21 protein-coding genes are annotated in these 25,713 nt (G+C 69.9%); 19 read left to right on the forward strand and 2 right to left on the reverse strand.

Features of this window, described 5'->3' with window-relative positions:
* Positions 1-5: 5 nt before the first annotated feature.
* The 19 genes from IE173_RS13930 (at position 6) to IE173_RS14025 (ending at position 23,720) form a co-directional block, all read left to right on the forward strand.
* On the forward strand, positions 6-887 hold the full coding sequence (locus IE173_RS13930) for a carbohydrate ABC transporter permease (RefSeq protein ID WP_191284129.1): 882 nt from the start codon (positions 6-8) through the stop codon (positions 885-887).
* Positions 874-1,734 (forward strand): carbohydrate ABC transporter permease, encoded by an 861-nt coding sequence (locus tag IE173_RS13935; protein ID WP_191284130.1) that lies wholly within the window; start codon positions 874-876, stop codon positions 1,732-1,734. The genes IE173_RS13930 and IE173_RS13935 overlap by 14 nt, the downstream gene beginning before the upstream one ends.
* Before the next feature lie 173 nt (positions 1,735-1,907).
* Positions 1,908-4,451 carry an ROK family protein gene (locus tag IE173_RS15550; protein ID WP_461786906.1) on the forward strand — a complete coding sequence of 848 codons (2,544 nt, stop codon included), beginning with the start codon at positions 1,908-1,910 and terminating at the stop codon, positions 4,449-4,451.
* A 149-nt stretch (positions 4,452-4,600) separates the two neighbouring features.
* Positions 4,601-7,435 (forward strand): discoidin domain-containing protein, encoded by a 2,835-nt coding sequence (locus IE173_RS13950; protein WP_191284131.1) that lies wholly within the window; start codon positions 4,601-4,603, stop codon positions 7,433-7,435.
* Between the two features lie 115 nt (positions 7,436-7,550).
* The gene (ftsH, locus tag IE173_RS13955; RefSeq protein WP_191284132.1) at positions 7,551-9,554 is read left to right on the forward strand and encodes an ATP-dependent zinc metalloprotease FtsH; all 2,004 of its coding nucleotides are present in this window, start codon (positions 7,551-7,553) and stop codon (positions 9,552-9,554) included.
* 7 nt (positions 9,555-9,561) lie between these two features.
* Complete coding sequence (folE, locus tag IE173_RS13960; RefSeq protein WP_191284133.1) at positions 9,562-10,137, forward strand: GTP cyclohydrolase I; 576 nt, start codon at positions 9,562-9,564, stop codon at positions 10,135-10,137.
* Positions 10,134-10,925: a dihydropteroate synthase gene (gene folP, locus IE173_RS13965; RefSeq protein WP_229842121.1), complete on the forward strand. Its 792-nt coding sequence runs from the start codon at positions 10,134-10,136 to the stop codon at positions 10,923-10,925. The genes folE and folP overlap by 4 nt, the downstream gene beginning before the upstream one ends.
* Positions 10,925-11,320, forward strand: coding sequence for a dihydroneopterin aldolase (gene folB / locus IE173_RS13970; RefSeq protein WP_191284134.1), 396 nt, complete (start codon positions 10,925-10,927; stop codon positions 11,318-11,320). Before folP ends, folB begins: the two co-directional genes overlap by 1 nt.
* Positions 11,317-11,814 carry a 2-amino-4-hydroxy-6-hydroxymethyldihydropteridine diphosphokinase gene (gene folK / locus IE173_RS13975; RefSeq protein WP_191284135.1) on the forward strand — a complete coding sequence of 166 codons (498 nt, stop codon included), beginning with the start codon at positions 11,317-11,319 and terminating at the stop codon, positions 11,812-11,814. Before folB ends, folK begins: the two co-directional genes overlap by 4 nt.
* Positions 11,811-12,290, forward strand: coding sequence for a DUF3180 domain-containing protein (locus tag IE173_RS13980; RefSeq protein WP_191284136.1), 480 nt, complete (start codon positions 11,811-11,813; stop codon positions 12,288-12,290). The genes folK and IE173_RS13980 overlap by 4 nt, the downstream gene beginning before the upstream one ends.
* Positions 12,287-12,769 (forward strand): PH domain-containing protein, encoded by a 483-nt coding sequence (locus IE173_RS13985; protein ID WP_191284137.1) that lies wholly within the window; start codon positions 12,287-12,289, stop codon positions 12,767-12,769. Before IE173_RS13980 ends, IE173_RS13985 begins: the two co-directional genes overlap by 4 nt.
* Positions 12,766-14,367: a PH domain-containing protein gene (locus IE173_RS13990; protein ID WP_229842122.1), complete on the forward strand. Its 1,602-nt coding sequence runs from the start codon at positions 12,766-12,768 to the stop codon at positions 14,365-14,367. The genes IE173_RS13985 and IE173_RS13990 overlap by 4 nt, the downstream gene beginning before the upstream one ends.
* On the forward strand, positions 14,361-15,086 hold the full coding sequence (locus IE173_RS13995; protein ID WP_191284167.1) for a DUF2520 domain-containing protein: 726 nt from the start codon (positions 14,361-14,363) through the stop codon (positions 15,084-15,086). Before IE173_RS13990 ends, IE173_RS13995 begins: the two co-directional genes overlap by 7 nt.
* Complete coding sequence (gene panC / locus IE173_RS14000; RefSeq protein ID WP_191284138.1) at positions 15,083-15,937, forward strand: pantoate--beta-alanine ligase; 855 nt, start codon at positions 15,083-15,085, stop codon at positions 15,935-15,937. Before IE173_RS13995 ends, panC begins: the two co-directional genes overlap by 4 nt.
* A 9-nt stretch (positions 15,938-15,946) precedes the next feature.
* Positions 15,947-17,446: a lysine--tRNA ligase gene (gene lysS, locus IE173_RS14005; protein ID WP_191284139.1), complete on the forward strand. Its 1,500-nt coding sequence runs from the start codon at positions 15,947-15,949 to the stop codon at positions 17,444-17,446.
* Positions 17,447-17,601: 155 nt separating this feature from the next.
* Positions 17,602-22,497 carry a DUF11 domain-containing protein gene (locus IE173_RS14010; protein WP_191284140.1) on the forward strand — a complete coding sequence of 1,632 codons (4,896 nt, stop codon included), beginning with the start codon at positions 17,602-17,604 and terminating at the stop codon, positions 22,495-22,497.
* Between the two features lie 160 nt (positions 22,498-22,657).
* A complete protein-coding gene (locus tag IE173_RS14015) occupies positions 22,658-23,263 on the forward strand; it encodes a hypothetical protein (protein WP_191284141.1) in 606 nt (201 codons plus the stop codon).
* Positions 23,264-23,286: 23 nt separating this feature from the next.
* Positions 23,287-23,424 (forward strand): hypothetical protein, encoded by a 138-nt coding sequence (locus IE173_RS14020; RefSeq protein WP_191284142.1) that lies wholly within the window; start codon positions 23,287-23,289, stop codon positions 23,422-23,424.
* A gap of 110 nt (positions 23,425-23,534) precedes the next feature.
* Positions 23,535-23,720, forward strand: coding sequence for a hypothetical protein (locus IE173_RS14025; RefSeq protein WP_191284143.1), 186 nt, complete (start codon positions 23,535-23,537; stop codon positions 23,718-23,720).
* A gap of 32 nt (positions 23,721-23,752) precedes the next feature.
* Here IE173_RS14025 and IE173_RS14030 read toward each other — a convergent pair whose 3' ends face one another.
* Together IE173_RS14030 and IE173_RS14035 are read right to left on the reverse strand one after the other, a co-directional pair.
* The gene (locus IE173_RS14030) at positions 23,753-24,607 is read right to left on the reverse strand and encodes an LppM family (lipo)protein (protein ID WP_191284144.1); all 855 of its coding nucleotides are present in this window, start codon (positions 24,605-24,607) and stop codon (positions 23,753-23,755) included.
* Between the two features lie 54 nt (positions 24,608-24,661).
* Complete coding sequence (locus tag IE173_RS14035; RefSeq protein WP_191284145.1) at positions 24,662-25,636, reverse strand: pirin family protein; 975 nt, start codon at positions 25,634-25,636, stop codon at positions 24,662-24,664.
* Between the last annotated feature and the right edge of the window lie 77 nt (positions 25,637-25,713).

The following is a 25,713-nucleotide window of genomic DNA, read 5'->3' on the forward strand; positions in this document are numbered from 1 at the left end:
ACCACATGCGCCGCGCATCCCTCACTCCGTACCTGTTCGTCTCGCCGGCGATCCTGCTGTTGCTCGCGTTCGGCGTCCTGCCGATCGCCGTCGCGGCAGCCGTGAGTCTCACCGACATGAACATCTCGGGCCTCGCCAACTGGGGCAACGTCGAGTTCGTCGGTGTCGACAACTACGTCGCGCTCGCCGCCGATCCCGACTTCTGGCGGGCGCTGGGCAACACCGGGCTGTTCGTGATCGTCGGCGTGCCGGCGATCGTGATCGTCTCGCTGGGCATCGCGCTCATGCTGGAGCGCAGCGGCGGCCGGTTCGCCCGCGCGCTCCGCTCCTTCTACTTCGTGCCCGCCGTGACCGGCATCGTCGCGATCTCGCTGGTCTGGGGCTACCTCTACAACACCCAGTTCGGACTCTTCAACTACCTGCTCTCCCTGATCGGGGTGGACCAGGTGCAGTGGCTCTCCGACCCGTGGCTCGCGAAGTTCTCGGTCGCGCTCGTCGCCATCTGGCGCGGTACGGGCCTCAACATCATCATCTTCCTCGCGGCCCTTCAGGGCATCCCGCGGGAGTACCGCGAAGCCGCCGCCCTCGACGGGGCCGGCGAGTGGCGCACCACCCGTTCGGTCGTGCTGCCCCTGCTCGGCTTCGCGATCTTCTTCGTCACCGTCACCACGACGATCTCGTGGCTGCAGTTCTTCGACGAGCCGTTCGTGCTCACCGACGGCGGGCCCCTCGGGGCGACGACATCCGTCTCGATCTTCCTCTACAAGGAGGGCTTCCGGCTCAACCAGTTCGGCTACGCGAGTGCCGGCTCGCTCGTGCTGTTCGCGATCATCGCGATCATCACGTTCGTGCAGCTGCGCCTGAGGAGGCCGGATGTCGACGCCTGACCCGCGCCGTCGGCGCCGCCCGCCCGAGGCGCGCCGTCGCCTCGCGATCTCGCTCTCCATCGGACTCGTGCTGTTCGCCGGAGCGATCACCACCGCCTTCCCGCTGCTGTGGATGATCGCCGGTTCGTTCAAGCCGCAGCGCGAGGCGATCGACTTCCCGCCGACGCTTCTTCCGCAGGAGCCGACGCTCGCCAACTACCTCCGGTTGTTCACGGAGCTCGACTTCGGTCGCTACCTCGGCAACACCGTGATCGTCGTGTTGATCGGGGGCGTCGGCCTGCTGTTCATGGCGATGGCGGGCTACGCGTTCGCGAAGTTCCGGTTCCGCGGCAAGGGCGGGTTGTTCTTCCTCGTGCTGGCGACGCTCATGATCCCGGTGCAGGTCACGATGATCCCGACCTACCTCATCCTCAACGGGATGAAGCTGACGAACACCCTGGTCGGCATCGCCCTGCCGACCCTGGTGAGCGGTTTCGGGGTGTTCCTCTTCCGGCAGTTCATGTCGACGATTCCCGACGAGGTGCTCGAGGCGGCCCGGGTCGACGGTGCCGGCGAACTGCGCACCTTCTTCCAGATCGTGCTGCCGATGTCGAAGCCGATCCTCGCGGTGCAGGCGGTGCTCGCATTCATCACCGGCTGGAACTCGTTCCTCTGGCCGCTCATCATCGCGAGCGACCAGAAGCTCTACACGCTCTCGGTGGGGCTCGCGCTGCTCAATCAGCAGCTCGCCGTCGACCCGGCGCTGCAGATGGCCGCGGCGACCGTCATGGTCGTGCCCGTGCTGCTCGTGTTCGTGGTCTTCCAGCGCTACGTCGTCCAGGGCTTCGCGCTCTCCGGACTCAAGTGATCCCGACAGGAGCTGCATCCGTGACCTCACCGGCCACCCCCGTCTTCCCGCGCCGTCCGGCATCCTTCGACGGCTTCGTGCGCGCGCACGACCGCCGTCTCGTCGACGGTTCGGGCCGCGACCTGATCCTGCGCGGCGTCGGCCTCGGCAACTGGATGCTGCCCGAGGGGTACATGTGGCGGTTCGGCCCCGGCGCCGAGTCGCCGCGCGAGATCGAAGCGCTCGTCGAGCGGCTGCTCGGCGTCGACGGGGCGGCGGCGTTCTGGGCGCGATTCCGGGATGCCTTCATCAGCGAGGCCGATATCGTGCGGATCGCCGAGAGCGGCTTCGACCACGTGCGCCTGCCGATCAACGCCCGCGGCATCCAGAACGCCGACGGCTCGATGATCGAGGCGGGGCTGGAGCAGATCGACCGGCTCATCGGCTGGTGCCGGGCGCACGACCTGTGGGTGCTGCTCGATCTGCACGGCGCTCCCGGCGGGCAGACCGGCACCAACATCGACGACTCGCTCGGACGCCCCGATCTGTTCTTCGAGGCCCGCCATCGCGCCAACACCCTCACGCTCTGGCGAGAGCTCGCCACCCGGTATGCCGGTGACACCACGGTGCTCGGCTACGACCTGCTCAACGAGCCGCTGCCGAACGAGTGGCAGCATCGGTTCGCCGACGACCTCGTCGAGCTCTACCGCGACCTCACCCGGGAGATCCGCGCCGTCGATGCCGATCACCTGATCATGTACGAGGGAAGCCACTGGGCGACCAACTGGTCGATCTTCACCGAGGTGTGGGATGACAACTCCGCCCTCCAGTTCCACAAGTACTGGTCGAGCCCCGATCGCGCGTCGATCGCGCCGTTCCTCGAGGCCCGCGACCGGCTCGGTCTGCCGATCTACATGGGCGAGGGCGGCGAGAACACCCTGCCGTGGCTCTACACCGCGTTCCGGCTCTATGAGACCGAGGGGATCGGCTGGAACTTCTGGCCGTGGAAGAAGATCGACACGCGCACGTCGCCGGCCTCGATCGTGCCGCCCGCGGGGTGGGATGACGTCTCCGCGGCGATTCCCGGCGGCGACGTCGCCGACGCGGGGCGGATCTTCGACGAGCTGCTGGAGAACATGCGGATCGAGAACTGCCGGTGGCAGCCGGATGTCGTCGCCGCGATCACGGGCGTCGCGCCGAGGGTGGTGCCCGCCTGGGGGTTCGGGTTCCGCGGGGCGGGGGAGTCGTTCTCGGTCGCCGGAGGCGAGCCGCTGGCCGGGATCCGAGCCGACGACGCGGCGGGCATTCGATTCGCGCATCGCGGAGACAACCCCGAGAACCCGTTCGAGCAGTCGGACGGGCGCGACTACCGGCCGGCCGAGCAGCTCGTCGTCGACCTGCGTCCCGGTGACTGGCTCGAATTCGAGGGCGGAGGCTCCCTCGCCGTCGAGGGCGCCCGCGTGATCGGCCCGGAGGGTGTCATCGACGGAGCCCGCGTGGAGCGGTCGGCGCGAGGGGTGCGGGTCGTCGCGGAACGGCCGGTGACCCTCGCGGGGGTCGAGCTGCGGGGTTCGGGTGGNCGGCAGCGCAACCGAGGTGTCGTGCTGACCCACATCCTGCAGACGGGGCGCACCAACCGCGGCGATCTCGCTCGCGCGTGCGGGCTCTCCCTCGCGTCGGCCACGAACATCGTGAGCGATCTGGTGGCCGAGGGCCTGGTGCACGAGACGGGCCTCATCGCCTCCCGCGGCGGCCGGCCGATCAGTCTCGTCGAGCCGCGCCCGGAGGGTGCCTACCTGGTGGGTGCCGACGTCGGCGAGCGCGGGGTCGCGGTCGAGCTCTTCGATCTGTCGATGCATCGGGTCGACCGGGAGTTCCGCGGTGGCCGCGAGGAGGAGAACCCCGAGACGATCGCCCACGATCTGCACGACGCGCTGGTGGCTCTGCGCGACCGGAACCTCGAGGCCTGGTCGTCGCTGGTGGGGATCGGTCTCGGGCTGCCGGGCGTGGTCGAATCCACGGCCGACGGGGGGCAGATGCTCTATGCGCAGAGCCTCGGCTGGGAACCCGTGCGGGTCGACGAGCTGATCGACTTCGACGTACCGGTGTTCGCCGAGAACGGCGCGAAGACCCAGGCGATGGCGGAGCTCTGGTTCGGCGCGGCGCGCGGGGTCGAGCATGCGCTCGTCGCCCTCCTCGGGCGCGGCGTCGGCATGGGCATCATCGCCGACGGCCGCCTTCAGCGCGGGGCGACGAGCAGCGCGGCCGAGTGGGGCCACATGAAGATCGAGCGGGGTGGAGCGCTCTGTCGCTGCGGAGATCGAGGCTGCGTCGAGGCGTACGTCGGCGCGACCGCGATTCTCGACGCCTGGCGCGCGACGGGTGCGACATTCGAGGGCAGCGGCTGGCGGGCGATCGGCGACCTGCTGGAGACGGCCGAGGCCGGGGATGCCCGGGCGGCAGGGGTCGTCGAGGATGTCGTGGATGCGCTCGGCGTGGCACTCGGCAGCCTGGTGAACCTCACCAACCCGCAGCGGATCGTCATCGGGGGCTGGGTGGGACTGCGGCTGATGGAGCATCTGGGCCCCCGGATCGAAGCGGCGACCCGGGCCAACGCCTTGCGTCGGATCGGGGAGCAGACGGATCTGGTCGCCTCGACGTTCGGCGGCGACACGGTCGCGCTGGGCGCGGCGATCATGCCTCTCGAGTCGCTCGTGCGCGAGCAGCGCCGACCATGACTCATTTTCCGTAAGGCTTAATTTAAGTCATCGACAAAGCCTCCTCCTGGTGCCATGCTGGAACGCGGCGGGCGTCGTCGCCCGTGCATTGCGCACACATTCGAGAGTCACCCACCCTGCAATGACGCGGGGTGTGATCGAGGAGGATCATGAAAGGGAAGACCTTCGCGGGAGCGCTGCTCGCAGCCACGCTCGTCGCCGTCGGACTGACACCACCACTCGCCGCGCACGCCGCGCTCGGAGCCGGCGACTTCATCAAGGCCAATGGCAACGTCCTGAAGACGAACTCGGGCACCGGCGCCACCATCAACCTGCGCGGCACCAACGTCGGAGGCTGGCTCACCCAGGAGGACTGGATGTCGCCCCTCGGCGAGTTCGCCGTGGATCGCACGGGGTGGTCGGCCAGCGCATCCGCCGGCACGGCCTCGGCCGCGCTCGACGGGTCCGGCACGTCGCGGTGGACAACCGGGTCGAATCAGGCCGGGACGGAGTGGCTGCAGGTGAGCCTCGGCGCTCCGACCCTCTTCAACCGCCTCTCGATCGACAACACGGCGAACGGCGGCCAGTACCCGCGCAGCATCGTCGTCGAGGTCTCGAGCAACGGCTCCTCTTGGGTGAGCGTCGCCAGCCAGCCGGGGGTCGACGGCGTCACGACCGCCAAGTTCTCGCCGCAGGTCGCGAGCTACGTGCGGGTGCGGCAGGTCGCCAGCGCGGCGGCGCAGTGGTCGGTCGGCGAACTGAACCTCTTCAGCGACCCCGCACTCCACAACGGCACCCACACGGCGACGGCGTTCGCGACGGCGGGCGGCAGTGCCGCAGGAAACGCACTGGATGGCAACGCGGCGACCGTGTGGCAGAGCGGCACCGCGCAGGTGCCGGGCCAGTCCTTCACGATCGACCTCGGCCGCAACGTCGACATGGACAAGGTGCTGTTCGACGCCGGATCGGCGACCGCGAACGACTATCCGCGCATCTGGGACGTCTACGTGTCGTGGGACAACGTGACCTACACCCAGGTGGCGAGCGGCTTCGGAAACGATCGCACCATTCAGGCCGACTTCCAGGGCACGAAGAACGGCAGGTATCTGCGTCTGGTCTCCAACGGAACGTCCAGCCAATGGTGGTCGATCGCCGAGATCGCCATCTCGAGCGGAACGGCGATCGATCGGGGCGGATGGTCGATGAGCGCATCCGTCGGGGCGTCGCCGGGCAACATGATCGACGGCAACGTCGGGACGCGGTGGACGACCGGTGCCGCGCAGACCAACGGCCAATACATCCAGGCCGACATGGGTGCGCTGGTGACCCTCAACAACGTCACGATCGACACGGCGAAGAACACGTCCGACGAGACCGACTACGCGCGGGGCTACACCCTTCAGTTGTCGCGGAACGGCTCGACCTGGACCACGGTCGCAACCGGCGTCGGAACGCGCAAGGCCACGACGATCGGCTTCGTCGCCCAGGCGGCGCGCTACTTCCGCCTGACGCAGACGGGGTCTTCGGGCTCCTGGTGGTCGATCGGCGAACTGACGGCCGGGCTCTACAACGACGACTACTCGCTGCAGCTGGCGATGGCGAACCGATTCGGCGCCTCCGGGGCGCAGGCGATCATCGATGCCCACCAGGACACCTGGCTCACCGAGAGCGATCTCGACAACATCGATGCCGCGGGCTTCAACTTCGTGCGCGTTCCGATCGGGTGGAACACCTTCCTCAACCTCGACGGCACGTGGAAGTCGAACCCGTGGGAGAAGATCGACTGGGTCATCGACGAACTCAGCCAGCGGGGCATCTACACGCTCATCGACCTCCACACGGTTCCCGGCGGCGGGTGCCCGTGGGGCAGTTGCGGTCGGATCGGGCCCAACCCGAACGGGTTCTGGGGAAGTTCGACCTACCAGGACTGGGTCGTCGACATCTGGGAGGAGATCGCGACCCGGTACGAAGGCGAGCCGGCGGTCGCGGGCTACGACCTGATCAACGAGCCGTTGATCGACTACGGCGAAGACGCGGACGATGTCACGCAGAAGAGCGACTACTACGACCGGCTCTACGACGCCGTGCGCGCGATCGACCCCGACCACACGATCTTCTTCGGGGCGTTCTTCAGCCTGAGCGCGATCGCGTCGCCGTCGACCTACGGATGGACGAACGTCGTGTACGAGTACCACCCGTACGACATGCCGAACTCGAAGGATTGGACGGCGCAGAACCAGCTCGTGACCAACGAACTCGGTGGGCTCGCGGCGAAGCTGTCGAACCCGGGCGTGCCCATCCTGTACGGCGAGTACTCGCTGTACTACAACGACGACGTCTGGTCGCGGTTCATGGCGGGACTCAACGCCTCGAACGTGTCGTGGTCGGCGTGGACCTACAAGGTGCGCGGCACCGCGAACGACGGGTTCGCGTACTGGGGCATGTACTACGACAACCAGAAGCCGGTTCCGATCATCAACGGCGACGACTCCGCGACCTTCATCGCGAAGCTCCAGCAGTTCGGAACCGCGAACTTCACGCAGAACGCGCGATTCGTCGCGACGCTCACGAAGTACGCGGGCGGCCTCTCGACCTACAACCCGGTGGCGATCAGTCACTCCGGGTGGACGGCGACGGCCTCGAGCACGGCGGGGGGCACCTCGACGGGAGGCGGCATCGACGGTGTCGGCGGCGGTAGCTGGGCGACCGGCAGCGCGATGGCGGGCGGTGAGTGGTATCGGATCGACATGGGCTCGAACCGGACCGTGGCGATGGTGATCGTGCAGACTCCGTCGGGAAACCGATGGGACTACCCGCGTGGCTTCACTCTCGAGGCCTCGACCAACGGCACGTCGTGGACGACCCTCGCCACCGGCATCGCCTATGGCTGGAAGCGCCCGATCTCGGTGACACCGACGACGGCGCGCTATCTGCGGATCACCCAGACCGGTGCGGCACCGCAGTGGTGGACGATCGACGAGGTGACGGTCTACTCGTCGTACTGACGCCGTGGCGACCGCCCGTGTGGTCCTTCCGCGATGGGGGGACCACACGGGCGAAGTCCGCGCCCAGCGAACACCGGGGCGGCGCCCAGTAATTGAGCGATACCCTGGCTGTCTCATGGACGTCCTCAAGCGCATCTTCCGCGGACCGGTGGTGTGGGTCCTCGTGGGCCTCATCGCCCTCATCGTCGCGTTCCAATTCATCAGTCAGACCGGGTTCCGCGAGATCACCACGCAGGAGGGCCTCGAGCTGCTCGAGGGCAGCACGGTCGACGAGGTGAAGATCGTCGACGGCGAGCAGCGCGTCGACCTCACCCTCAGCGATTCGTTCGGCGACATGGGCACGCTGGTGCAGTTCTATTACGTCGCTCCGCGTGGCACGGAGGTCATCGCCGCGATCACCGCGAGCGACGCGAAGTTCGACGACGAGGTGCCGCAGTCGCCGTGGTTCGTGAGCCTGCTCAGCATCCTCGTGCCGTTCCTGCTCATCGGCCTCATCGTCTGGTTCCTGTTCTCGAGCATGCAGAGCGGCGGCAACCGCGTCATGCAGTTCGGCAAGTCGAAGGCGAAGCTGGTGAGCAAGGAGACCCCGCAGGTCACCTTCGCGGACGTCGCCGGCGCGCAGGAGGCCGTCGAGGAGCTGCACGAGATCAAGGACTTCCTGAAGGACCCGGCGCGCTTCCAGGCGGTCGGGGCGCGCATCCCGAAGGGCGTGCTGCTGTACGGCCCTCCCGGAACCGGCAAGACGCTGCTCGCCCGCGCAGTCGCGGGTGAGGCGGGCGTGCCGTTCTACTCGATCTCGGGCTCCGACTTCGTCGAGATGTTCGTCGGCGTCGGCGCCAGCCGCGTGCGCGACCTGTTCGAGCAGGCGAAGCAGAACTCGCCGGCGATCATCTTCGTCGACGAGATCGACGCCGTCGGCCGGCACCGCGGAGCGGGTCTCGGCGGCGGCCACGACGAGCGCGAGCAGACCCTCAACCAGTTGCTGGTCGAGATGGACGGCTTCGACGTCAAGACGAACGTCATCCTGATCGCGGCGACGAACCGCCCCGACATCCTCGACCCCGCCCTGCTGCGCCCGGGCCGCTTCGACCGCCAGATCGGCGTCGACGCCCCCGACCAGAAGGGCCGCGAGCAGATCCTCGCCGTGCACGCCAAGGGCAAGCCGATGGCGAAGGGCGTCGACCTCGCGGTGCTCGCCCGCAAGACGCCGGGCTTCACGGGTGCCGACCTGGCCAACGTGCTCAACGAGGCCGCGCTGCTCACCGCACGCAGCAACGCCCAGCTGATCGACAACCGCGCCCTGGATGAGGCCGTCGACCGCGTCATGGCCGGCCCGCAGCGCCGCTCGCGTCTGATGAACGACAAAGAGAAGCTCATCACCGCCTACCACGAGGGCGGGCACGCCCTCGCCGCGGCCGCGATGCGCAACACCGACCCGGTGACGAAGGTCACGATCCTGCCCCGCGGCCGGGCCCTCGGTTACACGATGGTGCTGCCGCTGGAAGACAAGTACTCGGTCACCCGCAACGAGCTGCTCGACCAGCTCGCCTACGCGATGGGTGGCCGCGTCGCCGAAGAGATCGTCTTCCACGACCCGACGACGGGTGCCTCGAACGATATCGAGAAGGCCACCGCGATCGCGCGCAAGATGGTGACCGAATACGGGATGAGCGCCGACATCGGCGCCGTCAAGCTCGGGCAGTCGGCGGGCGAGGTGTTCCTCGGCCGCGACATGGGCCACCAGCGCGACTACTCCGAGGAGATCGCCGAGAAGGTCGACCTCGAGGTGCGCAAGCTCATCGAGCAGGCGCACGACGAGGCGTGGAAGGTGCTCAACGACAACCGCGACATCCTCGACAAGCTCGCGACCGAGTTGCTCGAGAAGGAGACGCTCGACCACGTGCAGCTCGCCGAACTGTTCACCGACGTGAAGCGCCTGCCCGAGCGCCCGCAGTGGCTGTCGAGCAAGAGCCGCCCGCTGAGCGACCGCCCTCCGGTCAAGGTGCCGAGCAAGGCACCGGTCGACCCGGGAGCCGTCGACGGAGGTGTCGACTCCGAGCCGTCGAAGCCGCGGTCGGCACCGCGTCCGCGCAAGTCGCCCGGCATCGCCACCGCCTGACGCGGCGATGAGCGTCGATCAGGGTCGCGTCGAGGCCGCCGTCGCCGAGCTGCTGGCGGCGATCGGTGAAGATCCGACGCGCCCCGGGTTGCAGCGCACCCCGCGCCGGGTGGCGGAGGCGTACGCGGAATACTTCGCGGGGCTCGGCGTCGACCCGGTCGCGATCCTGCGCGACGGGGTGGATGCCGCGGGCGACGGCGAGCGCGGGGACCTCGTGCTGTTGCGCGGCCTCGAGTTCCGGTCGATGTGCGAGCACCACCTGCTGCCGTTCCGCGGCGTCGCCCACGTCGGCTACCTGCCGGGGGGCAAGGTCGTCGGCCTCGGTCGGCTCGGCACGGTCGTCGAGACCCTCGCGGCTCGGCCGCAACTGCAGGAGCGCCTGGGCGAACAGATCGCCGACGCCCTCGATGCCGGTCTCGCCCCGCGCGGCGTGATCGTGGTGCTCGACGCCCAACACGACTGCGTCGCCGCACGGGACGCCCGGCAGACCAACTCGACGACCGTCACCGTCGCGAGCCGGGGTGCGTTGAGCGACCCCGCCGCGCGCGCCGAAGCGATGACCCTGATCGGAGCCGCCTCGTGACGATCATCATGGGCATCCTCAACGTCACCCCCGACTCGTTCAGCGACGGCGGGCGCTTCGCTCAGACGGATGCGGCGATCGCGCGGGGCCTGGAACTGCGGGATGCCGGCGCCGCGATCGTCGACGTCGGCGGCGAGTCGACCCGGCCGGGCGCCGTGAAGGTCGACCCGGCCCAGGAGCAGGAGCGCGTCATCCCCGTCGTTCAGGCGCTCGCCCAGGACGGCGTCGCGGTGAGCATCGACACGATGAACGCCGCGACCGCGCTCGCCGCGATCGACGCGGGGGCGCAGCTCGTCAACGACGTGTCGGGGGGCCTCGCCGACGAGGGGATGGCGCGGGTCGTCGCCGAGACGGGCGTGCACTACGCCGTCATGCACTGGCGCGGCGGGGCCGACGTCGCTCCGGCCTTCACCGACGTGGTCGCCGAGGTGCGGGCCGAACTGAAGGCCCGGGTCGCCGAACTCGTCGTCGCCGGGGTCGACCCCGCGAAGATCGTGCTCGACCCGGGTCTCGGGTTCGGCAAGGCACCGGAACACAACTGGGCCCTGTTGGGCCACTTCGACGAGATCGCATCGCTCGGCCATGGCATCCTCATCGGGGCTTCGCGTAAGCGCTTCGTCGGCGAACTGCTGCCCGACGACGCCCCGATGGCGGACCGCGATCTGCCGACCGCCGTCATCTCGGCGCTCGTCGCCCGGCAGGGGGCCTGGGCGGTGCGGGTGCACGACGTGCCCTCGACCCGGCTCGCGCTGGCCGTCGCGGCCGCCGTGACCGAAGGAGCGTCGTGATGCCTTCCCCGGCTGAACCGCTCGACGAGATCCGCCTCACCGGGTTGCGCGCCACGGCCCACCACGGCGTGTTCGAGCACGAGCGGCGCGACGGGCAGCTGTTCATCGTCGACCTCACGGTGCGGCTGCCGCTGGGGCCCGTCGCCGCCGCCGACGACCTCACCCGCACGGTGCACTACGGCGAACTCGCCCAGGCCGTCGTCGTCGCCGTCGAGAGCGACCCGGTCGACCTCATCGAGACGGTCGCCGAACGCGTCGCGACGGTCGCCCTGTCGTTCCCGGCCGCGCACGAGGTGGTCGTGACCGTGCACAAGCCGAACGCCCCGATCACCGTGCCGTTCGACGACGTCAGCGTGACGATCTTTCGCCGCCGAGCCGCGGGGGTGGACGCATGAACGTGCAGCTGCGTCGCATCGAAGCGGATGCCGTGATCGCCGTCGGCAGCAACCTCGGCGACCGCACCGCGACCTTCATGGCGGCGGTGCGTGCGCTCGCCGAAGCCGACGACATCGAGGTGACCGCGATCTCGACGCCGATCGAGACGGTCGCGGTACGGCCCACCGGCGAGGACGCGGATGCCCCCGCCTACCTCAACGCCGTGGTGCTGGTGCGCACCACCCTCGCGCCCCGCGCGCTGCTGAGCCGGTTGCATGACATCGAGCGGGCGCACGGCCGCGTGCGGGGTGAACGCTGGGGCGACCGCACCCTCGACCTCGACATCATCGACTACGCCGGGATGCAGTCCTCCGCCGACGACCTCACGCTGCCGCATCCGCGCGCCCACGAACGCGTCTTCGTGCTGCGTCCGTGGGCCGAGGTCGCTCCGGATGCCGTGCTGCCCGGGCACGGCCGGATCGCCGACCTCCTCGCCGAGCTGGAGAGCCGGTGACCAGAACCCGCATCTCGACCATCGTCATCCTGATCACCGTCGGAGCGGCAGCGGGATTCCTCGTACAGGTCGCCCTCGCCGCGGGGAGCCTGCCGAAGTTCCGGCCCGAGTACACCCTCGCCCTCAGCCTGCTGTTCATCGCGGGCATCACGATCGCGCTCGCGGTGCCGATCCGTCGGGCCACCCGGGCGACCGTGCGCACCCGCATCGACCCGTTCCACGCGACCCGGGTGGTGCTGTTCGCGAAGGCGTCGAGCATCGCCGGGGGTCTGCTGACCGGCGCGGCGGCGGGACTGCTCGCCGAACTGCTGGTGCGCAACGGCGGGCTCAACACCGACTCGCTGCTGCGCTCGCTCGCGGTGCTGGTCGGCGCGATCGCGGTGCTCGTCGCGGGTCTGGTCGGCGAGTTCCTGTGCACGGTGCCGCCCGGCGACGACGAAGGCAAGACCGACCCGGCGGGTAGTTTGGAAACGTGAGTTCTCTCGATCCCGTTCCCGGCGACTGGCAGCGGGTCTCGCCCAAGTACGTCGTCGTCGACCTACTGGGCATCCTCGTTTCGGCGATCCTCTTCACCGTCGGCGCGACCGTGCCGTTCGCGATCACCCGCGAGCCGGCCTGGCTCATCGCGCCGGCCGCGGTTCTGCTGCTTCACGTGCTCATCGCGGCGTTCACCCCGCGCCGCGTGCGCGCCCTCGGCTACCGGCTGCGCGACGACGACCTGGTGTTCCGCAAGGGCATCATGTTCCTGCGAGTCGTCGCGGTGCCCTACGGCCGCATGCAGCTCGTCGACATCAACCGCGGCCCGATCGCGCGCGGGTTCGGGCTCTCCGAACTCAAACTGGTGACCGCCGCGGCGACGAGCCACATCACGATCCCGGGTCTGCCCGAAGCGGACGCCGAAACGCTCCGCGACCGCCTCGTCGAACTTGCGGAGAGCCGCCGGGCGGGGCTGTGACCCTTCCAGAGCCCCAGGACGGCGCCGCGTCCGAGCAGCCCGTGGCGACCGCGACCGGCCTGGCCGACGGGGAGTGGCATCGACTGCATCCGCTCACCCCGCTGCTGCGCGGCGGGCTCGGCTTCGTCGCCGTGATCGGCATCATCATCGCGAATCTGCGCGAGCGCCTCGTCGAGTGGTTCCTGCCGGGCCTGGCCTGCCCGCCCGGGCAGGACTGCGGGCAGGACGACCCGCTCGGCAACCTCGTCGAGAGCGGCTACGCGCTCATCGGGGTGCTCGTGCTGCTCGGCATCCTGCTGCTGTGCGTCGCCGCGTTCTACGTGTCGTGGCGGATGCACACCTTCCGCATCACCGACGAGGTCGTCGAGGTGCGCAGCGGCGTGCTGTTCCGCACGCACCGCAAGGCACGCCTCGACCGCATCCAGGGGGTCGCGATCGCCCGGCCGCTGTTCGCGCGCCTCTTCGGCACCGCGAAACTCGAGGTCGAGGTCGCCGGGCAGGACGCGAACGTGCCGCTGGCCTACCTCGGCAACGCCGCCTCCGACGCGTTGCGGGTCGACATCCTGCGGCGGGCTTCGGGGGCGCGTGGCGTTCCCGCGGCGGATACCGCTTCCGGCCCGGCGAGCGGGTCGCTGATCGATCGCCGCGTCTCGGAGCTGCTCGCCCCCGAGCTGGACCCGTCGCTCGCGCCCCCCGAGTCGGTGGTTCGGATGCACCCGGGCCGGCTCATCGGCTCGACGGTGCTCAGCGGCACGACCCTCGGCTTCCTGATCCTGCTCGCCGTGGCGATCACCGGGCTGGTGCTCGCGATCGGCGGCAGCGGCGCGCTGATCTGGACCCTGTTCACCGTCATCCCGATCGCCTTCGGTCTCGCCTCCTACCAGGTGAACCGGGTGCTCAAGTTCCTGCGGTACTCGATCGCCGCGACCCCCGACGGCGTGCGCATCGGCTACGGCCTGCTGTCGACGCGCAACGAGACCGTGCCGCCGGGGCGCATCCACTCGGTCGCGGTCAGCCAGAGCATCTTCTGGCGCCCGGCCGACTGGTGGACGATCCGCGTCAACCGGGCGTCGCGCCAGACCTCCTCGGATGGGCAGAGCGCTCAGCAGAGCACCATCGTGCTGCCGGTCGGGTCGCGTGACGACGTGTTCCGCGTGCTCGCCCTGCTGCTTCCCGGGCTCGGCGCCGACGGCGTGGATGCGCGCGAACTGCTCGAACGCGGACTCGCCGGCAGCGGACCCGACGCCGACTTCACCACCTCGCCCCGCCGGGCCGCCGTCGTGCGCTGGTTCTCGTGGCGCCGCAACGGGTTCGCGCTGCTGCCCGGAGCGGTGCTGCTGCGGCGCGGAGCGATCTGGCGCGAGCTGGCGATCGTGCCGACCCCGCGGGTGCAGAGCGTCGCGATCGAGCAGGGTCCGATCTACCGCGGGCTGCGGCTCGCGCACGTGCACGTGCACACCGTCGCGGGGCCGATCTCGCCGGCGCTGGGGGCGCTCGACGCGAAGGACGCCGAGGGCTTCTTCCGGGATGCCGCGGTCGCCGCCGTCGCCGCGGCCGGAACCGACACCAGCCACCGCTGGCGTTCGAGCGAATCGTGACCCGGTCAGGGCGGCTCGGGATCGGCATCATCGGCGCCGGACGGGTCGGGCCGGTACTGGGAGCCGCCCTCGGCGGAGCCGGCCACGCGATCGTCGGCATCTCCACGGTGTCGGATGCCGGCCGCGAGCGCGCCGACGCCCTGCTGCCGCGCGTGCCGGTGCTCACCGTGCCTGAGGTGGTCGAACGCGCCGAGTTGGTGCTGCTCGCGGTCCCGGCCGTCGAACTCGAGGGCTTGGTGGCGGGTCTCGCGTCGACCGGGGCCTGGCAGCCCGGGCAGCTCGTGGTGCACACGGCGGCCGAGTTCGGCGTCGGGGTGCTCGCCCCGGCGACCGCGGCCGGCGTCATCCCGCTCGCCCTGCATCCGGCGATGGCGTTCACCGGCACGAGCCTCGACCTGGTGCGGCTGCGCGAGTCGTGGTGCGCGGTGACCGCGCCGACGCCCGTGCTGCCGATCGGGCAGGCGCTCGTCGTCGAGATGGGGGCGGAGCCGCTCGTCATCGCCGAAGCCGACCGGGCCGCCTACGCCGACGCGATCGCGGCGGCCACGCAGTTCGCGGCGTCGATCGTGACGCAGGCCGCCGGCACCCTCGCCGGCATCGGCGTCGACCGACCGGGCAGCGTGCTCGGCCCGCTGGTGCGTTCGGCGGTCGAGAACGCGCTCGGCGCGGCGGGGGTCGCCGACGCCGGTACGATCGACGCGGAGGCACCGGAACAGTGAGCAGTCCGCTCGTCGTGGAGACGATCGCCGGCATCCGGTCCGAGCTCGAGGCGCTGCGGTCGGCAGGCAAGACGGTCGCGCTGGTGCCGACCCTCGGGGCCCTGCATGAGGGGCATCTCGCCCATGTGGCACGGGCCCGGGAACTCGCCGATGTCGTCGTCGTGTCGATCTTCGTCAACCCGCTGCAGTTCGGGGTGAACGAGGATCTCGCGAAGTACCCGCGCGACCTCGACGGCGACCTCGCCCGGTTGCAGCCGTTCGGCGTCGAGTACGTCTTCGCGCCGACGCCCGCCGAGATGTACCCGGACGGCGGCACCCAGGTGAAGGTCACCGGCGGCCCCGTCGCGTCGCTCTTCGAGGGCCGGTCGCGCCCGGGCCACTTCGACGGCGTGCTCACGGTGGTGGCGAAGCTGCTGCAGATCGTGCAGCCGCACGTGGTGACCTTCGGGCAGAAGGATGCGCAGCAGCTGTTCCTCGTGCAGCGCATGGTGCGCGACCTGAACATCGACGTCGCGGTCGAGGTGATCGAGACGGTGCGCGAAGCCGACGGCGTGGCGATGTCGAGCCGTAACCGCTACCTCGGGCCGAACGAGCGCACGGCGGCGCGCGCGCTCAGCCGGGCTCTCGAGGCTGCCCAGTCGGCGAGCGACCGCGGCATCGACTCCGTGCTCGCGGCCGCGCAGGCGGTGCTGATGGATGAGAAGCTGGTGACCCTCGACTACCTCAAGGTCGTCGATCCGAAGACGTTCCTGCCCGTCGACGACGGCTACCGGGGGCCGGCGCGTGTGCTGATCGCCGCGAAGGTCGGCCCGGCTCGCCTCATCGACAACGACTCCCTTTACCTGAATTGAGCTTCCGCTGTGACTGACGAGACCCCCGACATCGAGGACATCGCCGAGCAGAAGGCCGTCCGGCTGGCGAAGCGCGCCCGGCTGATTCAGGAAGCCGAATCGGCGGCTGACGGCGCCTATCCGGTCTCGGTTCCGATCACGCATTCGATCGCGGCGGTGCGGGCCCGGTTCCCCGATCTCGAGGTGGACGCCCAGACCGGTGAGGTCGTCGGCGTCGCCGGCCGCGTCGTGCACCTGCGCAACACCGGGAAGCTGTGTTTCGCGGCGCTGCAGGCGGGCGACGGCTCGCGCATCCAGGCGATGGTGTCTCTCGCCGAGGTGGGAGAAGAGTCGCTGGAGCGCTGGAAGGACCTCGTCGACCTCGGCGACTTCGTCTTCGTGTCGGGTGAGGTCATCTCCAGCAGGCGGGGGGAGCTCAGCATCCTCACCCGCGACTGGCAGATCGCCTCCAAGGCGCTCATGCCGCTGCCCAACCTGCACACCGAGCTCTCCGACGAGACCCGGATGCGGCAGCGCTACCTCGACCTCATCACCCGCGAGCAGGCTCGCGCGACGGTGAAGGCCCGCGCGACGGCCGTGTCGAGCCTGCGGGCGACCTTCGCCGGTCACGACTTCCTCGAGGTCGAGACCCCGATGCTGCAGACCCTCCACGGCGGGGCCTCCGCGCGGCCCTTCGTCACGCACAGCAACGCGTTCGACACCGAGCTGTTCCTGCGCATCGCGCCGGAACTGTTCCTCAAGCGCGCCGTCGTCGGCGGGCTCGAGCGGGTGTACGAGATCAACCGCAACTTCCGCAACGAGGGGGCGGACTCGACCCACAGCCCCGAGTTCGCGATGCTCGAGGCCTACCAGGCGTACGGCGACTACACCTCGATCGCCGACCTCACCCAGGAGCTCATCCAGAACGCCGCCCGCGCCGTCGCCGGGTCGACGGTGGTCACCTGGGCCGACGGCACCGAGTACGACCTCGGCGGCGACTGGGCGCGGCTGCCGATGTACTCCTCGCTGAGCGAGGCCGCGGGCGTCGAGATCACCCCGCAGACCGGACTGCCCGAACTCGCGGCGCTCGCCGAGAAGGTCGGCGTCGAGGTGAAGCTGCCCACCCACGGCAAGTACGTCGAAGAGCTGTGGGAGCACTTCGTGAAGCCCGGGCTCGAGCATCCGACCTTCGTCATGGACTTCCCCGTCGACACCTCGCCCCTCGTGCGCGACCACCGCAGCATCCCGGGCGTCGTCGAGAAGTGGGACCTCTACGTGCGCGGTTTCGAACTCGCCACCGGCTACTCCGAGCTCGTCGACCCCGTCATCCAGCGCGAACGTTTCGTCGAGCAGGCCAAGCAGGGCGCACGCGGCGACGTCGAGGCGATGCGGCTCGACGAGGAGTTCCTGCGGGCGATGGAACACGGGATGCCGCCCATGGGAGGCATGGGGATGGGCATCGATCGGCTGCTCATGGCGATCACCGGGCTCGGCATCCGCGAGACGATCCTCTTCCCCTTGGTGAAGTAGCGCGGCTCAGGGCCTGTTGCAGCTGGGAACGCCCGGCGGATAGAGTCTCGCTGACCCCTCCCCCGAAGGGGGGTCGCACTGTCCCCCTTGCATCAGAGTGGGCACCCACCGAACCAAGTGCCGTTCTCGCCCCCACGAGACCGGAGTCTTACCCCGTGACGGCATCGTCCGCTGCCCCCGCGCGCCGCCGCGGAGCGCTCTTCGCGCTCCCCGTGCTCATCGCCGGGCTTCTCGCCCCCCTCGCACTTGCCGCGCCCGCCCAGGCGGCCACCATCGGCACCCTCCAGACCGGCTTCTCGATCGACGGCAACAAGACGGCGAATGCCGCCGCCGCCCCCCAGGCCGCATTCGACTGGGACAACTTCCTGTCGGCGCCGGCCGCGAACGGCAGTTACACCTTCACCCCGACCGGCCCCTACACGACAGCGCAGGGATACTCGTCGACCGGGATCATCGAGGCGACCTTCTCCTGGGACAACGGAACCCTCGCGACCGCGTGTCCGCACCCCGGCAACGATGCCACCGGGTTCCCCGGCAACTTCAGCCCGAACACCAACCCGTGGACGGCCTCGTCGGCCAACGTCAACAACAAGGCCGACGGCTGCAGCTCCGGCTCGGCGTACGAGGTGGTGACGGACGACGACGATGTCGAGCATCACGTCCTGTACCAGTACTGGACGCGGCTCGAAGGCAACGGCGACATGAGCACGTACCAGATCCTCGACGGCGGGTCGACCGGTCGCTGCGACGACATCCTCGTCGAGTTCAACTACGTCTCCAGCGGGCCGAGCACCGTCGTCAACATCCTCGAGTGGACCCCGACGACCGCGAACGACTGCGGCGCGAGCTCACCGGGGGCGTGGACCGTGCTTCAGGCCAACTTCCCGCACGCGGCTGCGGTCGGCGTGCGCGTCGAGGGTCCCGGCCTGCCCGGGGAACCGGAGACGTTCGGCGAGATCGCGGTCGACCTCACCTCCAACGCCCTGTTCGATGAGGATGCCTGCACGGCGTTCACGGCTCGCGGTTACGTGACGCGGACCGGCAACAACGCCACGGCGCAGCTTCAGGATTCGGTCGGACCGGGAGCCACCCCACTCACGATCAGCAACTGCGGCACGATCTCGATCACCAAAGCCGACTCACCCGCCGGCTCCGCCGACGACACCGCGTTCGGATACGTCATCACCAACGGCGGCGACCCGGTGCACGACGACACCCTCGCCGGCACCGACGGAACCGACGACGTCGCCGACCTCGACGACGTCGAGACGTCGATCGAGGGCGAGATCGGCTTCGGCGAGACCCACACCTGGGGTCCCGTCTTCTCGGGCGACTACGCGATCGAGGAGGTCATCCCGGGCGACGCCCCGTGGACCCTGTGGTCGCTGGAGTGCACCGTCGACGGAGACAGCTACACGATCGTCGACGACGGCGAGCCGGTCGAGGATGCCGTCATCCCGGTCGTCGTCGGCGAGGCGACCGCCTGCGTGCTGACGAACGCGACCTCCGCCATCACGGTCACGAAGGTCGTCGACGGCGCCGAGACCGAGACCTTCGGGTTCGACCTCGACGGCGATGAGTCGGATTCCGAGGTCGACCTCGTCGGCACGGTCGCCGGCACCACGTCGGACCCCGTGTACTACGCACCCGGCAGCTCGGTGACGATCACCGAGCTGCTCGACGCGGTCAACGACGCCGCGAGTGACGACCTCGATTGGGAGATCACCGACATCCAGTGCTCCGACGACACCGAGGGCTCCGCCGGCGCGGTGACGGTGACGACCGTCGCGGGTTCGACGATCGACTGCGTCTTCACCAACTCGCAGCTCGGGCAGATCATCGTCAACAAGGTCGTCGAGGGCGAGACCGACGACGCGACGTTCGACTTCGGCGGATCGTGGACGTCGGGCACCCCGGCGATCGTCGGGGGCGAGTTCGGGATCACCACGTCGACTGTGGGCGACGCGATCGTCGGCTCGCAGGCGTTCCTCAACGTCGCACCCGGCTCCTACGACCTGAGCGAACTGCCGACCACCGGATTCGACGCCACCGACCTGGTCTGCGTCGACCCCGACGACGGCACCGAGGTCGACCTGACCGCGCTCGAGGCCGAGATCGATCTGGATGCCGGCGAGACGGTCTCGTGCACGTACACCAACACCGAGCGCGGCATCATCCTCGTCGACAAGGAGACGCTGCCCGACGAGTACGACCAGGACTTCTCGTTCGGCTTCACGCCGGACGGAGAGTCGACGATCCCGTTCCTGCTGAACGACGCGGATGACGACGAAGGCGACCCCTGGTCGTCGGGTCTCGTGCCACCCGGCACGTACACCGTCGCCGAGACGGTGCCGGCCCACTGGTCGCTCACCTCGATCTCGTGCCCGGTCGCCGGGGAGACCTCGGCGACCGTGACCCTCGAGCCCGGTGCCGTCGTCACCTGCGTGTTCACCAACACGGCCGACCCGGGCGCATTGACGCTCACCAAGTCGGTCGAGGGCGTCGACCCGGCCTACGCGTGGGAGTTCTCGGTCGACCTGGTCGCCTCTGACGACTCGGTCGTCACCGAGACCGTCGACAACGCCGATCCGGTTGCCGAATGGGCCGATCTCGTGGTCGGTGAGACCTACACCGTGATCGAGGGCGACCTGCCCGCGGGGTGGACCGCCGGCGACATCGCCTGCACCGGCCTCGACGACCTCGACCCGGCGACGGACGGCTTCCAGTTCACGGTCACTCCCGGCCTCGACCTGGAGTGCACCCTGCTCAACACCGCCGATCCGGCGGGTGTCGAGCTGGAGAAGACGGTCAGCGGGGTCGGTGACGATTTCGCCTGGTCGTTCGAGTTCACTCTCAGCCCCGATCCCGGCAGCGGGTCGGCCGTGCAGACGGCGACCGACGGCGACCCGACGATCGCCTGGGCCGACCTGACGCCGGGCGTGACCTACACGATCGCCGAGACCGACGTGCCCGGCTGGACCGAAGGTGCCGTCGTCTGCGAGGTCGACGGCTCCGGGCTCGACGACGCCGACGCGCAGCTGGCCGGCTACCAGTTCACGGCGGAGCCCGGTCTGCAGCTCGACTGCACCGCCGAGAACGTCGCCGATCCGGGGTCGATCGAGATCACCAAGTCCACGGTCGGGGGCGACGGCTCGTTCGACTTCGTGCTTCAGCCGCTCGACGGCGCCGGCGACCCCGTCGGCGACCCGATCACCGATTCGGTCACGACGACGGCGGGTACCGGCACGGCGGAGTTCGACGACCTCGAACCCGGTGCGCGGTTCTCGCTCGCCGAGGACGACCCCGGAGCGGAGTGGACGCCGGGTGACCTGGTCTGCACGGTGACCGCGGCGGGCGAGCAGACGGCCGTCGAGCTGGATGCCGACGACTTCGTGGTCGCACCGGGCGACGTCATCGCGTGCGCCATCACCAACACCGCGACGGCCACGATCATCGTCGTGAAGAACGTCGTCGGCACCGACGGCACCTTCGACTTCACGGGCGACTGGTTGACTCCCGACGACTTCGAGATCACCACGGACGGGGGCACCGGAACGCGCACGTTCGACGACGTGCTGCCCGGCTCGTACGTGCTGACCGAGGTGCTCGGATCCGGCTACGACGGAATCGACCTGTACTGCAGCGACGAAGACAACACCTCAGTCGACGGCCTGACCGCGACTCTCGGGCTCGACCCCGGCGAGACGCTCACCTGCACGTACACCAACTCCGAGTGGGGAACGCTCGTCGTCGACAAGGTCACGCTCCCCGACGGCTCCGAGCAGGTGTTCGACTTCGAGTGGGCACCGGTCGGCGAGGCGGCCGACGACTTCACCCTCGCCGACGAGAGCGACGCCTTCAGCACCGGCACGATCCCGCCCGGCGACTACGAGGTGAGCGAGACGAGCACGCTGAACGGGTGGGTGCTCACCGGCCTGGTCTGCAGCGACACGGCGGATGACGACACGGCTCCCGTCGTGGACGGCGCCACCGCGACCGTGCACGTCGCGCTCGGCGAGACCGTCACCTGCACCTTCACCAACGCGCAGCGTGGCCCGCTCGAGTTCGACAAGGTCGTCGCGGGAGGCTTCCCGGTCAACAACGGCGACGGCACCTGGACGATCGAGTACGACCTCACGGTCACGAGCACGTCGAACGTCCCCGAGGATTACGACCTCGAGGATGAGCTCGACTTCGGTGCCGGCATCGTGCCGCTCACCGCGGGCGTCGTCTCGAACGACGGCGTGACCGTCAACGCGGGCTGGGATGGCGACACCGACATCGTCGTGACGACGGGGGCGACGATCCCCGCGCTGGGCACGCACACCTACACGGTGACGGTCACCGCCGAGGTCGACGCCGAGCTGGATCCCGATGCGGCCGACTGCGAGGTCGCCGACGGTGAGGGGTCGGGCTTCCTCAACGCCGGCACGATCGAGTTCTGGAGCGACACCGACACCGATGACGCGTGCGCCGAGCTGCCGATCTCCGACCTCGAGATCACCAAGGACGCGCCCTTCTCGGTCGACTTCGAGCCGGCCGTCGGGCCGACCGAGTTCGACTACACCATCGTCGTCGAGAACCTCGGCCCTGAGACGGCTCAGGACGCGGTGCTCGAAGACCCCATTCCCGCGGGATTGGATTTCGTGTCGGCGACCGGCACCGGTGTCACCTGCGGTTTCGCGGCCGGGGTCGTCACCTGCGAACTCGGTGACTTGGGGGTCGGCCAGACCCGCACGGTGACGATCACGGTCTCGATTCCGGTCGACTACCCGTTCGACGAGGAGGCGACGTCGTTCCAGATCGACAACGTCGCGACGACGTCGACGATCACCCCGGAGAGCGACCTGACGAACAACGAGGACGATGCCGAGACGACGGTGCTGATCACGCTGCCGTTGCCGCCCGACGAGCCCGACCTGCCGACGCTCGCCCTCACCGGGGCCGCGATCGGGGCCGCCACGCAACTCGGCCTGAGCCTGCTGGCCGTCGGAGTCGCCTTCGCGGTCATGGCGCTGCGCCGTCGACCGCGCGGTCGACACAGCACCTGACCGGGGGATCGCACTGCTGACGCGGTCGGGCGGGTGTGCCCCGAACTGGGGGACATCCGCCCGACCGTTCTACGTTGTCGCGTTACAGGGAGGTGGCTACGGTTGTGAGTACGACTCGGTTCCCCCGACCGATCGCCTCGCCCCCGAAGAGGATCAACCCGTGCCGAACGCCCTGCGTCGGATCATCACCCTCGTGGGAGCCGTCGCGCTCCTGCTCGGTGCCGGAGCGAGCCTGAGCGCCCCCGCGAGCGCGGTCACGGCTGATGCCCCGGTCGTCACTCCGGCGACACCCGCCGACGGCGCGACCGTCGCGGCGCGGCACGTGCTGCTCACCTGGACGCCCTCGACGTCGGCGGCCTCGTACGAGGTGCGCTGGGGAACGGTCGAGGGGCTCGGGCCGGACGGCCTCATCGTGGCCGACGGTTCCGTGGCCGGCCTGACCAAACCGCGGTTCGACATCCCCGACCTCGCCGACCTCACCTACCACTGGCAGGTGCGGGCGATCGGCCCCGACGGCTCGGCCGGCCCGTGGTCGGCGGCATCCTCGTTCGTCGTGCAGGCGGGCACGGGCGAGGGCGAACAACTCGACACGCTCGCTCCGGATGGCGCGGAGAGCCCGGGCGAGCAGCCCGCGCGCACCCCCGCCGCGGCCGGCGGCTGGGCGGCCGTCGACGGCATCCTCTACCTCGTCGTCGCGTCGACGTTCGCGGTGATCCTGCTGGCCGTCGTCGCCCGCACCTGGGTGCGCGTGCGCCGCGAGGCCTGAGGGCCGGCTGTTAGAGTGCCACGGTGAGCGACAAGACGCCCCCCACCCCCGGCGAGAAGCCGCGGATCTCGCCGGCGCGCATCACGGTCTGGATCGCGGTCGCCGGAATCGGGCTGTTTCTGCTCATCAGCGGAATCGTCGGCATCATCGCCAAGGGCTGATGGACCGCCGCAGCTCCCGCGCCGCCGCGATCATCGGACTCGTCGTCATCGTCGGCATCATCGCGATCGCCTGGGTCGTCGCCCGATAACCCACCGGTTACCCTTGATGCATGCCGGAAGACTTCTGGGGCAACGCGATCTTCTCGCTCGTGCCGACGGTGCTGTTCGGACTGCTGTTCTGGTTCGTCTTCCGCGCGATCATCCGCTCGGACCGCGCCGAGCGTGAAGTCGCCGCACAGGTCGAGATCGAGGAGCGCGCCAAGCGCGCCGCAGCGAAGGAACGCGCCGGCTCCTGAGAGCCGACGCGTTCGCGTCGTCGTTACCGGCGTCAGGCCTCGCCGGTCGGCGGTGCCTTCGGAGTCTTCGGTGCCCGGGGAGTCTTGGGCGCCGGCGTCTCGGCCGCCGGGGGCGCTTCGACGACCGGAGCAGCCGGCGGCGCTTCCGCAGCCGGAGCAGCCGCGGGTGCCGGAACCGCCGCGGCGTCAGCGCCCGGCACCGCCGTCACCGCCGCGTTCTTCTTCGCCCGTGAGCGCACGAAGAGCAGCACCGCGACCACGGCGGCGATGACGAGCAGCACGACGAGGGCGATGCCCACGATCAGCAGGATGGGCGGGCCGGCCGGCGTCGCCGACCCGCGCGCCGACATCTCGAGGCGCTGGTCGACGGCGGTCGACCACGAGACGGTCGTGCCCGTCAGCTCACCGTTGTGCTCGGTGACCTCGCCGGGGAACGTGACCGACACCGTGAGGTTGTCGTCGCCCTCGACGGGCTCCTCCGACGGGATGGATTCGCCGCTGAAGTCGAGCGCGCCGGTGAACAGGTACTCGTCGCCGTCGCGCACGATGCGGAGGGAGTCTTCGCTCTGTCCCGAGAAGGCGTCGAGCGCGACGTCATCGAAGACGATGCGTGACCCGATGTAGTCGTCTTCCTCGTATGCGCTGGTCGTCACGCCGGATGCGTCGCGCAGCGACCCGAGCAGGTCGGCTTCGATCTGGTCGGCGGCCGTGAGGGACTGCTCACGGGCCTCGTCGGTGTCTTCCGACACGAGAACGGCGACCACGATGCTGCCGTCGACGGTGTCCTCGGGGTTGAGGGTCAGGTCGGCCTGGAACCGTACGCACCCCGCGAGGGCGAGCACGAGGACCCCGACGGCGAGGATGCGGGGCAGGATGCGTCGTTTCATGCCTCCCACCGTGGCAGACGCGCACCCCCGGAGGGAAGTCGACCGGCGGGGAAGTCAGTCCCGCGGGCGCAGCCGCACGTTCGGCAGCTCGGGCGCCGGGAGGGCTGCGCCGGGGTACCCGGCGACCGACCCGAACCGGCCGACGGGGTTCGCGCCGTCGATCACCTCGGCCTGCCACTGCTGCCGGAAGGCGACGACCTCCTCGTGGCTGCGGCCGACGAAGTTCCACCACATGACGATCGGCTCGCCGAGCGGCTCCCCGCCGATGAGCAGCCCCCGCACGGCGGTCGCACCCGCTTCGAGACGGAGGGTGCCCGGGCCGGCGGGCACGACGCCGAGCCGACCGGCCGGGACGACGCTCCCGTGCAGCAGCGGGTCACCGGCATCCACGACGAAGCCGTGCTCGAACCGCGGATCGACAGCGAACTCGGCGACCCCGTGGGCGGGCAGGTCGACCTGCGCTCCGACGAGGCCGGTGAAAGCCGAGACGGGGGAGGATGCGCCGGCGAGTTCCCCGACGAACACCCGCACCGTGGCATCCCCGACGGCGACCGGCGACGGCGTGAACGATTCGAAGAACGGCGTGACATTCCGCGACCGATCGGGCAACGCGATCCACAGTTGCACGCCGTGCAGCTCGCGAGCGCGGTCGGTCGACACCTCCGAGTGCTGGATGCCGGCGCCGGCGGTCATCAGGTTGACCTGCCCCGGCTCGATGAGCGCGTGGCTCCCCGCCGAGTCGCGGTGCTCGATCTCGCCGGCGTAGAGCCAGCTCACGGTCTGCAGGCCGGTGTGCGGATGCGGAGGCACGTCCATCGCGCCGGCTCGGCCCGACGCGACCGGGCCGTAGGAGTCGACGAAACACCACGCGCCGACCAGGCTGCGGGCCCGTTGCGGGAGGGTGCGGAGCACCGGCAAGGCGCGCGGCCCGCCGAGCGGCACCTCGCGCGGTTCGAGGATCTCGACGCCGTCGGGCGTGGGTTCGGCGACGCACACCGTCTCCGCCGGGTCGGCCTCGAGGTTGCTCACACCGGAAGCCTAGGTCGGCCGTCGTCGCGGCGCTCGCCTAGTCGAAAGGCAGCCGTCGCGTCCAGATTCGCCGTCGC

The sequence above is a fragment of the Pseudolysinimonas yzui genome, from assembly GCF_014653215.1.
Classification (GTDB): domain Bacteria; phylum Actinomycetota; class Actinomycetes; order Actinomycetales; family Microbacteriaceae; genus Pseudolysinimonas_A; species Pseudolysinimonas_A yzui.